We start from the raw sequence: 13,023 nt of genomic DNA, 5'->3' as shown, positions 1-13,023 counted from the left end.
GTGGCGCGCCGCCCACCCGCCCCTGCCCCGGCGGTCGGCGCGCCACGGGGCCGACCCCGAGCCGACGGGCCACCGGCGCCGCGCGGATCAGGTCGCCGAGCCTGCGCGCGAGGCCGAACCGGCTCGGGTCGGTGCCGGCCCCGGCAGGGAGGGTCTTCCCCGACGCCGCAAGCAGGCCAACCTGGCGCCCCAGCTCCGGGACGGAGCAGCCGCCGACCCCGGCACCGCACAAGGGCCGTCGATGGCCCAACGCAGCCCGGAACAGGCGCGCCGCATGATGGACGCGTTCAGCGCCGGAACCCGGCGCGGCCGGGCGGAGGACCTCGGCGCCGACGGGTTCGGACACGGAAGTGAACACCAGGTCGGTGCAGCCACCGACGACCACACAGGAGAGAGCGACTGAGATGGTGGGCAACAGCAAGGCCGCGGAGAACCTGGACTGGCTCCTGGACGACCTGGTCGATCGTGTCGTCGGTGCCGGTCACGCCATCGTGCTGTCGGCCGATGGGCTGCTGCTCGGTCGATCCCGAGATCTCGGGCCCGAGGACGCCGAACACCTGGCCGCCCTGGCCTCGGCCTTCCAGAGCCTGGCCCGGGGCACCGGACGGCACTTCGGCGGCGGCGACGTCCGTCAGACCGTGGTGGAGATGGAACACTCCTACCTGTTCGTCACCGCCGCGGGAGAGGGCGCGTGCCTGGCGGTCCTGGCCACGGAGGAGGCCGACGTCGGTCTGGTCGCCTACGAGATGAACCTGCGGGTGAAGCGGGTCGGCCAGTTCCTCACCGCCGCGCCCCGCCGACCCGACCAGCTCAGCCACATGGGCGGTGGGGGGTCATGAGCGCCGCGCGCGAACACCGTGGGGCGCGGGCGACCGGTGACGAGGACGGGGGGCCGCGGGGGCGGATCCGCAACCGGCACTGGGGTCGGGGACACCCGACCTCCGAAGGCCCCTCGGCGGGCGTGCGACCGGGCGACGCGCCGGCCGGCCCCCTCGTGCGTCCGTACACGATCACCAAGGGGCGCACCCGGCCCTCCGCCGAGGGCGGGGGACTCGACCTCATCACGATCGTGAGGGCGGTGGAGGGACACGGTGAACGGCCGCGGGGACCCGAGCGCCAGGCCATTCTCGACCTGTGCCGTCGTCCCATCTCGGTCGCGGAGATCTCCGCGCGACTGGACATCCCCCTGACCGTGGTCAGGGTTCTGCTGGGCGACCTGATCACCCAGGGCGCCGTCCGCACCAGGGCGGCCACACCCATGACCAAGCTCCCCGAGAAGAAAGTCCTTCAGGCGGTACTCGATGGCATCCGCAGACTCTGAGAACCGGCCGAGCGACCACGAAGCGATCCCTCAGGCCGTCAAGATCATCGTGGCCGGAGGGTTCGGCGCGGGCAAGACCACCCTGGTCGGAGCCGTCAGCGAGATCACCCCGCTCAGTACGGAGGAGGTGATGACCGAGGCCGGCTACGGGATCGACGACCTGTCCGGAGTGGAGTCCAAGACCACCACCACGGTCGCCCTCGACTTCGGCCGCATCACCATCAACCCCGACATCGTGCTGTACCTTTTCGGCACGCCGGGGCAGGACCGTTTCTGGTTCATGTGGGACGAGCTGGCCGAGGGGGCGCTAGGCGCCGTCGTCCTGGCCGACACCCGCAGGCTCCACACCTGTTTCCACGCGGTCGACTACTTCGAACGCCGCGGGGTCCCCTTCGTCGTGGCGGTCAACCGCTTCGAGGGCTCCACCTCCTATGGGGTGGAGGAGGTCCGTGAGGCCCTCGACATCGCGCCGCACGTACCCGTGCTGATGGCGGACGCGCGCGACCGGCCGTCCGCCAAGGAGGTCCTCGTCCGTCTGGTGACCCATGTCATCGACGGCCGCAGGCCCGCCATGAGTGGCTGAGCGGGTGCCCCCGGGCCGTGAGAGGGGGCCGACCCGGTATACGTTCAGGACATACACCCCTGAATGTGGTGTTGAACGCTACAATGTCGCGGCAGCGACCACTGACTTGTTCATGCGCACCCATCCGCCCTCTCGTCTGAATCCTGGTATGCGAAACTCTGACCGACTTCCCCCACGCGAACTGCCCAAGCGGCGCTCTGGACGTCACCGCAACCCGCTGTCCTTCGACAACTGGTTCGGTACCCCCGCTCTGATCATGGCGGTGCCGGGCACGGCCGAACAGGCCCGGGGGTCCGACGGTGAGTCGATCGGCGGCCGGATGGCCGACCTCGTCCGGGCCTACCGCCCCGAGGTCACCATCCGCTACGGACACATCGAGGGCGACCGGCAGACCCTGACCGAGGCTCTGGCCGACCTGGGCGACGATGACGAACGCCCGCTCGCCGGTGTCGTGGTCCCGCTGGTCACCGCGCCGCACACGGCCACCAACGCCGCCATCGACGCCGCCGTCGCCGAGACCGGCGCCAACGTCCGGATCACCGAGGGGCTCGGACCGCACCCGATGCTCGCCGAGGTCCTCCACCTGCGTCTGGCCGAGGCCGGTTTCGTCCGTGCCGACCGGATGCGCCTGATCAGCGTCACCGCCCGCAACACCACCATGGCCGACGGCGTCGTCGTCGGGGCCGTCGGCGGCGAGGGCGCCGTGGGCGCCGCCGGGGTGACCGCGGTCCTGCTCGCCGCCCGCCTGGGCCTGACCGTGCTGCCCGCGGACCTGGAGGACGAGGGCAACATCGAGCAGGTCCTGGGACAACTCCGGCAGGGCGGGAGCACGCGCCCCGTCATCGCGCCCAGTGCCCTGGGCCCGGAGTTCCCGGCCGAGCGACTGGCCGATCTCGCGGAGCGTTTCGGCGCCCGCCCGGGGGAGGGGTTGGGCTCCGACAGCCTGCTCGGAAAGATCGCGGCCCTGCGCTACGCCGAGGTCCTCAACTCCCTGGGGGTGGAACAGCCCCCGACCGCCGAGGAACTGCCCGCACCGGTGGGTTCCCGGCATCGTCCCGATTCCTGAGGGCGCGACACGCCCATACCGACGAGTCCCGCGACGGGGCCGCCCGGAGCTCCGGGCGGCCCCGTTCGTCCTTTTCCGTCTGTGGTGACCTGGCCGTTCCTCCGGGGGTTACGGTCCTTTAACACGTTTCGGCCCGGATGGCGCACCCGGATGGCTAACTACTTGTGATTGTTTGACAACTGACGGCAATGGTTTTTCGATAGCCTCGGCAGGACCGAAAGCCGCCGGGGGACCGCTCCACGGAAGCCTCGGCACACGCACGGGCTGGAGGGGCCATGCGCAGAAACCACGCGTCCACCCGGACGATCCGCGGGCAGTTGACACGCATCGTGCTCATCCCGAGCCTGTGCTTCCTCGCGCTCTGGTTGATCGTCGCCGCAGTAGGAACCTTGCAGGCCGCCCGACTCATGGGCGACGTCGGGCAGGCCCGCCAGGCCACCGAGACGCTGTCCTCGGCCGAGGAGGAGCTCCGCGCCGAACGTCGCCTGACCGCGGTCCACGTCGGCACGCTGGACGCCGACGCGACCTCCACCGTCGAGGAGGACCTGGACCGCCAACGCGTCGCCACCGACGGTGCGCTCGAAGAGGCGGTCGCCCTGGCCGTCGACTTCGGAGACCGGGACGCCGAGGTCCGGCGCGGCGCCTCCGAGGTCTCCCGCGCCACCGAGGACCTGTCCGCGCTTCGCGCGTCCATCGACGACACCTCCGCGGTCCGGGAGGAGGCGCTGGCCCGCTACGGCACGCTCATCGCCTCGCTCCAGACCACCTCTATAGCCCTGATCCACGCGACCGGAGGCGGGGAGAACCTCACCGACGCCGTCCTCACCCGCGAACTCCTCAACGCCCGCGAGGACTACGCCACCGCCGACGCGCTCCTGGCCGGGGTCATCGCCGCCGGGCGGATGACCTACGAGGAGACGGCCCACTTCACCTATCTCACCGCCTCCTACCGCGCGACCCTGGACGGCGCGGCCCACGCGATGCACCCCGGACTGCGCGGCGCGCACGAGGAGATCGTCGCGGACTCCACCTGGATCGAGGCCGAGCGGCTCAGCCGACGCGTGGTGACCCGACCGCCGGTCGCCGAGGGCGTCGACGGGGTCGACGGCGCGCCGCTGAGCGAATGGAACTCCGCCGTCGAGGTGGACGCCGCGGAGTGGGACGCCTCCTCCTCCGTGTCCGCCGCGGCTCTGGACGAACTGGCCCGCAGCCAGACCGAACGCACCGTCGACCTGGCCTGGAGCGCCGCCCTTCTCCAGATCTGGCTGTACGCGGCGGCGTCCGCGATCACCCTCCTCGGTGGTGTGACCGCGATCGCCCTCGTCGGCCGCTCCTCCCGCCGGCTCAGCGAACGACTCTCGGGGCTGCGCGAGCAGATCATGGAACGCGACGCCGACCTGCCCGACATCGTCGAACGGGCGCAGGAGGGTCACAAGGTCGACGTCGTCGACGAACTCCCGCCCCTGGACGAACAGGGCGACGACGAGATCGGGCAGGTCGCCGAGGCCTTCGACAGCGCCCAGATCACCGCCGTGGAGGCCGCCGTCCGACAGGCCGAGATCCGCCGCGGCGCCAACCGCGCCTTCCTCGGCATCGCCTTTCGCAACCAGACCCTCGTCCAGCGCCAACTGCGCCTGCTCGACGAGATCGAGTACAACGAGCAGGACCCCAAGGCCCTGCGTCGTCTCTTCCGGCTCGACCACCTGGCCACACGGGCCCGCCGCTACGCCGACAACCTCATCATCCTCGGCGGGGGCCAGTCCGCGCGGCGGTGGCGCCAGCCCCGACCCTTGGTCGACGTACTGCGCGCCGCCATCGCCGAGACCGAGGACTTCGAGCGGGTCCGTCTCACCTCCGCGCCGCGCGTGCTCATGCACGGTCAGGCCGTCGCCGACATCGTCCACCTGCTCGCCGAGCTCGTCGAGAACGCCACGCAGTTCTCCCCGGCCGGCACCCCGGTGGACGTCGGTTGCTCCCCGACCGCCGAAGGCCTGTTGGTGGAGATCGAGGACCGTGGGCTCGGCATGTCCGAACAGGGGTACGCGGCCGCCGAACGCACCCTCACCCGGCCGCCCGAGTTCGACGTGATGGCCCTGCCCGACGACCCGCGCCTGGGTCTGTTCGTCGTGGCCCGCCTCGCCGAACGCCACGGCGTGCGGGTCTGGCTGCATCCGTCGCCCTACGGCGGCACCCGCGCCACCGCACTGGTCCCCGACAGCCTGCTCGAACCGGTCGACAACCCGCTCACGGTCGCCGGTGCGGCGGCCCCCAGCTTCCCCGGCCCCATGGGTCACCACGCCGCCCGCGCGTCGGGCCCGCAGTACCCCCTCGCACCCAACGGAATCCACAGGACGCCCTCCCGCTCCGGGCCCCAGGGATCGGTCCGCCCCTCCGAACCTCAGTGGACCGTAGGCGCGTCGGGCCCGCAACGGCCCTTCGACCCCTCCGGTCCCCACGGAACCGTGCCCTTCCCGACCCAGACACCGCCAGGAGGACCCAGTGAGAGCTGAGGGCCGTCACGCCCGTCGCCCGGAACGACCGGTGTCCGACCACACCGGCACCGTCCACAAGGGACCCGTGGAGGAGTCGGCGGAGAACGAACGGTTCCTCCGCCCCTTCGCCATCGACGTGGGCACCGTGAAACCGGACGCGCCGCCCAGACCGGCACCCGCCGAACTCGATCTCATCACCCTGGTCATGGCGGCCCGGACCCCGGGCCAGGAGGAATGGCTCCGGCCCGAGCGCGAGACCATCCTCAACCATGCGCTGCGCGCACGCACCATCGCCGAACTCGCCGCAGAGGTCGGACTGCCCGTCGGCCAGGTCCGCACCATGGTCGCCGACATGGTCGCCGAGGGTTCGCTCCAGCGCTGTGGACCCTCGCGCCCCCTGGAGCGCCAGGACATCCTGCACGCCGTTCTGGTCGGTCTGCGCTCCCTCTGAACCACCCGCCCCCGGGCCCCGCACCGCCGTGTTGCTAGCGTGCGCCCATGCGCAGCACCGAACACATCGGCATCATCGGAGCGGGAATCGTCGGACTGGCCCTGGCCCGCCACATCACCCTCCACCGCCCCGGCACCCGTGTCACCGTCCTGGAGAAGGAGAACCGGGTCGCCGCGCACCAGACAGGACACAACAGCGGCGTCGTCCACGCCGGCCTCTACTACCGTCCCGGTTCCCTCAAGGCCACCCTCTGCCGCCGCGGCGTGGGTCTGCTCCGCGACTACTGCGCCGAGCACGACCTGCCCTACCGGGAGGCCGGCAAGCTCCTCGTCGCCGTCACCGACGAGGACGAGGCCCGTCTGGACGACATCGAACAGCGGGCGAAGGAGAACGGCGTTCCCGGCGTCACCCGCGTCGGCCCCGACGGTGTCCGCGCCATCGAACCCCACGCCAGGGGACTGGCCGGACTCCACTCGCCCACCACCGCCATCACCGACTTCGTCGCCGTCGCCGAACAGCTCGCCGACGACGTCCGCCGTGGCGGCGGCCGGGTCCTGCTCAACACCCCCGTCCTGGACCTGCGCCAGGACCACGACGGCGCCGAGGTCCTCACCGGTGACCCCAAGGGCGAACGCGTCATCCACCGTTTCGACCGGGTGGTGCTCTGCGGGGGCCTGCACAGCGACCGGCTCGCCCGCATGGCCGGGGCCGGAACGGACCCCCGGGTCGTCCCCTTCCGCGGCCAGTACCACGAGATCATCCCCGAACGCCGGGACCTGGTCCGCGGCCTCCTCTACCCGGTACCCGACCCCCGCTACCCCTTCCTCGGCGTCCACCTGACCCGACACGTCCACGGTGAGGTCATGGCGGGACCCAACGCGATCCTCGCCACCGCCCTGGAGGGTTATCGTGCCCGGGACCTGAGCCCGGGGGAGCTCGCCCGGACCCTCGCGTGGCCGGGCTTTTGGCGTCTGGCCCGCAGGCATTGGACCGTGGGCGCACGGGAGACGTTGGTGTCCGCGTCCCGCGCCGTGTTCGCGGCCCAGGCCCGCCGCCTGCTGCCCGAGATCACCACAGCGGACCTGCGTCCGGCCCCCGCCGGTGTGCGCGCCCAGGCACTGGGCCGGGACGGTGCGCTGCTCGACGACTTCCACGTGGACACGCACGGTCGCGTCGTCTGTGTGCGCAACGCCCCCTCACCCGCGGCGACCTCCTCCCTGGCGATCGCCGAGTTCCTGTACGACTCCCACATCGTCGGGAACTGACCCGCTCCGGACCTCGACCGAGATCGTTCCGGGCACGGCGCGGGGTGTGTCGGACCGGAGTTGTCCACAGGTTCGAAGTCACTCTGGTACCGGACCGCCGCCCTGCCGACGATGGGAAAGGTGGCCCGGGACGGTCCCGCGGCCACCGGTGGAGGCGATCATGTCCCTGACCAGGTGGGCTCCGGCGTTCCTGTCCGTCGTACTCGCACTCATGATCACAGCGGCGTCCCCGGCCGCCGGAACTTCAGGAGGACCCTTGGACGGATTCACCGTCACGCACCTGCCCGACCGGGTCGGGACGCAGACCACGCCCGCGGACTTCACCTACGAGTGGGAGGACGTCGCCTTCACGTCACGGGTCTGGGAACAGGCCAAGGAGGGTGGCGGGTTCCAGGTGGTGCTGCAGATCCTGGTGCTGCGCGGTGACGCGCTCACCGATCTGACCGCGGCCCGGGCGTTCCTCGCCCACTACCACGAACGTGACCCCGACACCTGGGAGCTCGCCGACTTCGATCGGGAGGACGGCGACGCGGGTCTGTACGGCGACACCGAGGCCTTCTGGGCCCCGGCCGAACGCGTCGTGGTGGAGGTGCGCGACGCCTCCGGGCTCCTGGGCCAAGAGGAACTGCTCGCGACCGCCCGGGGCGTCCTCACCGAGAACCCGGCCTGACCGTTCCCCACGGTGCCGTCCCCACCCTGAGCGGGCCCCGCCGCGGCAAGCACCCGCGGCGGGGGCCGGTCTCCGGCCGGGGCGCCGCAGCGCACCGGGTACGGTTCCGCGGGGCACCGAGCCAACGACCACCGGGGGTGTCGCGTGGATCGGGCGCGGAAGGGTTCCGCCCCGCGGGCGGGCCCGCGAACAACGGTCGAAGCGCTCAGGAGGCCCCGCGCGACGCGCCCTAGCAGCCTTCCAGCACCTCACGCAGCGCGGCGTCCTCGTCGGGGTCCACGCTCAGATCCCACACGTGCTTGACCTCGATCCACGAGACCACGTAGTCGCAGTGCGACGACTCCAGCGGCGGCAGCCAGTCGGCCGGGTCCGCGTCGCCCTTGGAACGGTTGGTCGAGGCGCTCACCGCCCAGAGCTGGGTGGACTCCAGGTCGTTGGCGAACCGCTGCCGCTGCTCGGTCGACCAGGCGTGGGCGCCCGACCGCCACCCCTCCTTCAGAGCCACCATGTGGTCGATGTCGATGTCCTGAGCGTCATCGAAGGTCTCACCGTCGTAGGGGCTGTACCAACTGCCCTCCACCGGCTGGCAGTCGTCGTTGGTCTCCACACCCTCACCGTCGCGCAACAACACCACCTGGCGCGTGGTGCAGTTGTCCTCCACGTTGCCGTCCCAGTGGGGGAACAGCGCCCGGTCGTACCCGGGAGGGTCGTCCTCGTCCTCCACCCGGAGCTCCTCCAGGCGCTCACGCGCCTGGTCGACGTCGGAGGCGGAGGAACCTTCGGGGGAGTCCTGGGTTCCGGTGGCGGCAGCGTCACCGTCCAGGTCGATCACCCCCAGCTGCTGCAACACGACGACGGCGATCACGACCACACCGATGATCGTGCTGACGACGGCGGCCGATCTGGACTTGGGTCGGCGGCCCCGAGCGGATCCGGAACGACCGCCCTTGGGGGAGGACTGCTTCGACATGCGGGAGACTCCAACATCTGTGCTCCCCGCGCGGCGGGGAAGGGACCTGGGTAGTCCAAGCTTGGACCATCGGGGAGATCCGTGGGACACGGACCCTGGTGTCCCTCACCACCGAAGACCTCCCCTCGCCACGGCAGCCACCGGGGTCTCAGGCCAGCAGGTCGAACACGAACGCCCCCACCAGAAGGAGCGCCATCGCGGCGCTCCGGCACCAGGCCCGGACACGCCGAGGTTCGTCCCGCAGCGTCCGCCACGCGTACAAGCCGGTACCGGTCAGGACCAGGGCGCCCTCGACGACCGCGGTGAGCGCCGGCGCCTCCCACAGCCCCAGGCCCCACAACGGCAGGTCCCCGACGTTGCCCGGGAGGAGCGGTAGGTCGGGCCGGTGCACCAGCAGGTCGAGCAACCAGTGGGAGAACACCACCGCGCCCACCACCGCACCGGCGTCGCGCCCCCACCGGTCCCTGAGGAACACGTGCACCGACCACCCCACCGCGAGCGCGAGCACCACGTTGAACAGCAACGAGTGCGAGAACTCGGCGGTGATGAGCAGGGATCCGTATCCCTCCAGCCCGGGCGCGGCCGGTTCCATGGACTCCCACCCCGCCAGTGCCAGGGGAGCGAACACCAGGTCCGGTAGTTGCGTGGCCACCAACAGCGCCGCCAGGGGGATGTCCGGCCGCCAGGCCTTGACGATCCCCGCCACCCCGAAGTGGCCTGCCAACATCATGTCTCCTTCGTGTCGGGCCACTGTTCGAGAAGCCGCACGAACCCCTCGACCATCAGCGTGTAACTCTCGTCGAGGCTCTCCGGGAGACCGAAACCGCCCTGCGTCTCCAGATCGATGAACCCGTGCATGGTGCTGCGCAGAACCCGGATCACGTGCACCGACCGCTCCTCGGGAATGGCGAACCCCCGCAGGACCGAGGAGATGACCTCGAGCGCGCGGGCGAAGGTCGCGGAGGCTTCGTGATCCTCCGGAGAAGGAGCCCGTTGCAGCGCCGCGTACCGCCCGGGGTGCTCGTGCGCGAAGTCCCGGTAGGCGGCGAACAGCGCGCGCACCGCCGCGCCACGAGAGCGACCCACCGCGGCCTCGCGCATCCGTTCGGTCAGTTCCTCCACGGTGGCCAGCACGACCAGCCGACGCAGCGCGTCCAGCCCGGCGACGTGTTTGTAGAGGCTGGGTGTGGCCACCCCCAGTCGCTTGGCCACGGCGGCGAGGGAGAGCGCGTCGAACCCCTGCTCGTCGCACACCTGTGAGGCCTCGGCCGCGACCACCTCGGGGGTCAGCCCGGCCCTAGGCATCGGTGACCACCCGCTCGACCAGATCGACCAGGACGGGCGCGACCACGTCGGGCCGCTGCGACTGGGCGTAGTGACCGCATGCGGGCACCATCACCAGCCGTCCACCGACCACCGAGGCCACCCATCGCGCCTCGGCGTGCGGGTCCTTCCAGTCCGGATCCTGCTCGCCCATGATCACGACGGCCTCGGCCGCCATTCCCTCGGTGCGATCGACGGTCTCGTTGGTCGCCCTGATGGTGGCGAGGATGGATCGATAGCGGTCGGCGGGCCGCAGCATCCGCAGGATCCGTGCCCTCTGTTCGTCGTGCCCCTCCGGGGTGCGTCCCGCGTGCAGGCGGTCGTAGAGGAAGGTGAGCGCCCATGGTGCCCAGGGGCGCAGAAGCAGCGCGTTCTGCATCGTGCGTTCCCACCACGCGGGGGTGGGAGGACGCAGGAACGGTCCCAACAGGGCGATGCCGGCCACCAGGTCGGGGCGATCGACGGCGGCGATGGTGACGGCCGCGGCCCCCATGGAGTTGCCGACCAGGACCACGCGTCGCCCGCCGAGCTCCTCGGCCAGGGCGATCACGTCGGTCGAGGTCGCCCGACTGTCGTGGGCGGTGAAGGTGATGTCGCTGTCACCGTGCCCGCGCAGGTCCATGACGGCGACCCGGTACCCCGCGGCGGCCAGCGCCCTTCCGACGAAGCGGAAGGAGGCGCGGTGGTCGAACATGCCGGGCACGCAGACCACGAGTGGTCCGGAGGCGTCCTCGCCGTAGAGGTCGTAGGCGATGCGCCCCTCGGGGCGGCGCAGATAAGGCATGGGAGGTCCCTCCCTCGCAGGGCTATTGTTCTTAGCCCAAAAGCTAATGCCATTAGCTTCTGTCGTCAAGGGGCGGTCGGCGAGGGTCGACGGGCGCGAGGCGCGGGGCGCGTGAACGAGGGGGCTCGGGGGCGCGTCGGGGCGAACCCGGGCCGGCCCGCTAGCGTGGCCGTGTGAGGGAAAACCGGGTGAGCCACCCGGTGAGCCGACCTAGACTGCTAGGCAGATCGGGCCATGGGGCCCGCCTATCCGACAGAGAGCTACACAGTGATCGACATCATCGACGAACTCCAGTGGCGCGGACTCATCGCGCAGACGACCGACCTTGACGTACTCCGCAAGGCGCTGGCCGATGGTCCGATCACCCTCTATTGCGGATTCGACCCCACCGCGGGCAGCCTGCACGTCGGACACCTCATCCAGGCGCTCACCCTGGCCCGCTTCCAGCGCGCCGGTCACCGGCCCATCGCCCTCGTCGGCGGTGGCACCGGACTCATCGGTGACCCCAAGCCCAACGCCGAGCGGCAGATGAACTCCCTGGAGACCGTCCGATCCTGGGTCGGCAACCTCGGGGGGCAGTTGTCGTCGTTCCTGCGGTTCACGCCCGAGGGGGAGCAGCCGGGTCCCACCGACGCCATCCTCGCCGACAACGGTGCATGGCTCGGCGAGATCAACGCCATCGAACTGCTCCGTGACGTCGGCAAGCACTTCAGCATCAACCAGATGCTGGCCCGAGAGACGGTCAAGAGCCGGCTCGACGGTGAGGGGATGAGCTACACCGAGTTCAGCTACGTGCTGCTCCAGTCCTACGACTACGTGCAGCTCTACCGGCGCTACGGCTGCGTCCTGCAGACCGGTGGCTCGGACCAGTGGGGCAACATCACCGCCGGTCTCGATCTGGTGCGTCGTATCGAGGGCAACGAGCCGCACGGCTCGGCCCACGCGCTCACCACGAACCTGCTCACCAAAGCGGACGGCACCAAGTTCGGCAAGACCGAGAGCGGCACCATCTGGCTCGACCCCGATCTCACCTCGCCGTACGCCTTCTACCAGTTCTGGTTCAACGCCGACGACCGTGACGTCATCCGCTACCTGAAGGTGTTCACCTTCCTGTCTCAGGAAGAGATCGCCGACCTGGAGCGGCAGACCGAGGAACGCCCCCAGGCGCGAGCGGCCCAGCGCACACTCGCCGAGCAGCTCACGACGCTCGTGCACGGCGAGGAGGAGACCCGCAAGGTCAAGGAGGCCAGTCTGGCCCTCTTCGGTCGCGCGGACCTCACCGAGTTGGACGCGCGGACCCTGGACGCCGCCCTGGCCGAGGTGCCCAAGGCCGAGGTCGACGGGCCCGTGACCGCACTGCTCGTCACCGACCTGTTCGCACAGAGCGGGCTGACACCGAGCAAGTCCGCGGCCCGCCGTGCGATCCAGGAGGGCGGCGCCTACGTGAACAACACGAAGGTCACCGACGTCGACGCCACCCTCGCCGAGAACGACGTGCTCCAGGGGCGCTTCGTGGTCCTGCGCAAGGGCAAGCGGAACATCGGTGGTGTGGTGCTGCGGGAGAACTGACCCGGACGAGATCGGGGCCGACCTTCGCCCGAAGGTCGGCCCCGATCCTTTTTCTCGGAAAAGTCAGTGTTTGGGAACGCCACGTCTCGGGCACGATCCTTGTCGTCAGACAAGAGCCGACGTGACCACGCGCACCCGCGATGAGGTCCGCGCACGTCAGGGGCCTGGAGAAACCGCCTGAGAGCGGGACGATCGAGGCCCGGATCGCCCAGAGGGCGCCGGATCCGGGTCCTGACTTGACGTCTGCCCCCGACACCCCTAATATCGATCGAGTCGCTGCGGGACGGCGAGCGGCCCTCACAGGGTCGACTCGGAACCGGGCCGCGATCTCAGACATCCTCTGCGCAGTGAACCCGGTCCGAGCGGTGCTCGGGGCATGTAAACTCGCAGGGTCGCTTCGAAGAAAGCCCCGCGGAAACGCGCAGGCCGTAACGGAGCACACGGGGTCCTTTACCCCGATCGGGAATACCGAAACCGCCGATTCGACGGGGAACGGAACACCTGATAAAGTAAAGACACAACACAGCGA

General features: G+C 70.6%; 13 protein-coding genes and 1 pseudogene. 10 read left to right on the top strand and 4 right to left on the bottom strand.

Features of this window, described 5'->3' with window-relative positions; genetic code table 11:
* From DSY14_RS23185 to DSY14_RS23145, 9 genes and pseudogenes are all read left to right on the top strand, one after another.
* Nucleotides 1–403: pseudogene (locus tag DSY14_RS23185) on the top strand (histidine kinase); the annotation flags it as partial.
* Nucleotide 404: 1 nt separating this feature from the next.
* Nucleotides 405–839, top strand: coding sequence for a roadblock/LC7 domain-containing protein (locus DSY14_RS23180; RefSeq protein WP_211718738.1), 435 nt, complete (start codon nucleotides 405–407; stop codon nucleotides 837–839).
* A complete protein-coding gene (locus DSY14_RS23175) occupies nucleotides 836–1,321 on the top strand; it encodes a DUF742 domain-containing protein (RefSeq protein WP_211718737.1) in 486 nt (161 codons plus the stop codon). The genes DSY14_RS23180 and DSY14_RS23175 overlap by 4 nt, the downstream gene beginning before the upstream one ends.
* Nucleotides 1,302–1,904 carry an ATP/GTP-binding protein gene (locus tag DSY14_RS23170; protein WP_211718736.1) on the top strand — a complete coding sequence of 201 codons (603 nt, stop codon included), beginning with the start codon at nucleotides 1,302–1,304 and terminating at the stop codon, nucleotides 1,902–1,904. The genes DSY14_RS23175 and DSY14_RS23170 overlap by 20 nt, the downstream gene beginning before the upstream one ends.
* Nucleotides 1,905–2,052: 148 nt before the next feature.
* Nucleotides 2,053–2,970 (top strand): sirohydrochlorin chelatase, encoded by a 918-nt coding sequence (locus DSY14_RS23165; RefSeq protein ID WP_211718735.1) that lies wholly within the window; start codon nucleotides 2,053–2,055, stop codon nucleotides 2,968–2,970.
* Between the two features lie 275 nt (nucleotides 2,971–3,245).
* Nucleotides 3,246–5,480: a nitrate- and nitrite sensing domain-containing protein gene (locus DSY14_RS23160; protein ID WP_211718734.1), complete on the top strand. Its 2,235-nt coding sequence runs from the start codon at nucleotides 3,246–3,248 to the stop codon at nucleotides 5,478–5,480.
* Complete coding sequence (locus tag DSY14_RS23155; RefSeq protein ID WP_211718733.1) at nucleotides 5,470–5,913, top strand: DUF742 domain-containing protein; 444 nt, start codon at nucleotides 5,470–5,472, stop codon at nucleotides 5,911–5,913. The genes DSY14_RS23160 and DSY14_RS23155 overlap by 11 nt, the downstream gene beginning before the upstream one ends.
* Before the next feature lie 47 nt (nucleotides 5,914–5,960).
* On the top strand, nucleotides 5,961–7,178 hold the full coding sequence (gene lhgO / locus DSY14_RS23150) for an L-2-hydroxyglutarate oxidase (protein ID WP_211718732.1): 1,218 nt from the start codon (nucleotides 5,961–5,963) through the stop codon (nucleotides 7,176–7,178).
* A 160-nt stretch (nucleotides 7,179–7,338) separates the two neighbouring features.
* A complete protein-coding gene (locus DSY14_RS23145) occupies nucleotides 7,339–7,848 on the top strand; it encodes a hypothetical protein (RefSeq protein WP_211718731.1) in 510 nt (169 codons plus the stop codon).
* Nucleotides 7,849–8,077: 229 nt separating this feature from the next.
* On the opposite strand, the gene DSY14_RS23140 is transcribed toward DSY14_RS23145, so the two are convergent.
* The 4 genes from DSY14_RS23140 to DSY14_RS23125 form a co-directional block, all read right to left on the bottom strand.
* Nucleotides 8,078–8,818: an HNH endonuclease family protein gene (locus tag DSY14_RS23140; RefSeq protein ID WP_211718730.1), complete on the bottom strand. Its 741-nt coding sequence runs from the start codon at nucleotides 8,816–8,818 to the stop codon at nucleotides 8,078–8,080.
* A 148-nt stretch (nucleotides 8,819–8,966) separates the two neighbouring features.
* On the bottom strand, nucleotides 8,967–9,548 hold the full coding sequence (locus DSY14_RS23135; RefSeq protein ID WP_249188333.1) for a permease: 582 nt from the start codon (nucleotides 9,546–9,548) through the stop codon (nucleotides 8,967–8,969).
* Entirely contained in the window at nucleotides 9,545–10,123 is a 579-nt protein-coding gene (locus DSY14_RS23130; protein WP_211718729.1) for a TetR/AcrR family transcriptional regulator, read from the bottom strand. Before DSY14_RS23130 ends, DSY14_RS23135 begins: the two co-directional genes overlap by 4 nt.
* The gene (locus DSY14_RS23125) at nucleotides 10,116–10,925 is read right to left on the bottom strand and encodes an alpha/beta fold hydrolase (RefSeq protein ID WP_211718728.1); all 810 of its coding nucleotides are present in this window, start codon (nucleotides 10,923–10,925) and stop codon (nucleotides 10,116–10,118) included. Before DSY14_RS23125 ends, DSY14_RS23130 begins: the two co-directional genes overlap by 8 nt.
* 267 nt (nucleotides 10,926–11,192) lie before the next feature.
* Between DSY14_RS23125 and tyrS the strand changes: the two genes are divergently transcribed.
* Nucleotides 11,193–12,494, top strand: a complete 1,302-nt coding sequence (tyrS, locus tag DSY14_RS23120; RefSeq protein ID WP_211718727.1) for a tyrosine--tRNA ligase — start codon at nucleotides 11,193–11,195, stop codon at nucleotides 12,492–12,494.
* Nucleotides 12,495–13,023: the final 529 nt, after the last annotated feature.

The sequence above is a fragment of the Nocardiopsis sp. MG754419 genome, from assembly GCF_018207095.1.
In the GTDB taxonomy this organism is placed as follows: Bacteria; Actinomycetota; Actinomycetes; order Streptosporangiales; family Streptosporangiaceae; genus Nocardiopsis.
Note: the sequence above shows the minus strand (reverse complement) of the source record. Positions and strands in the feature narration are given on the sequence as shown.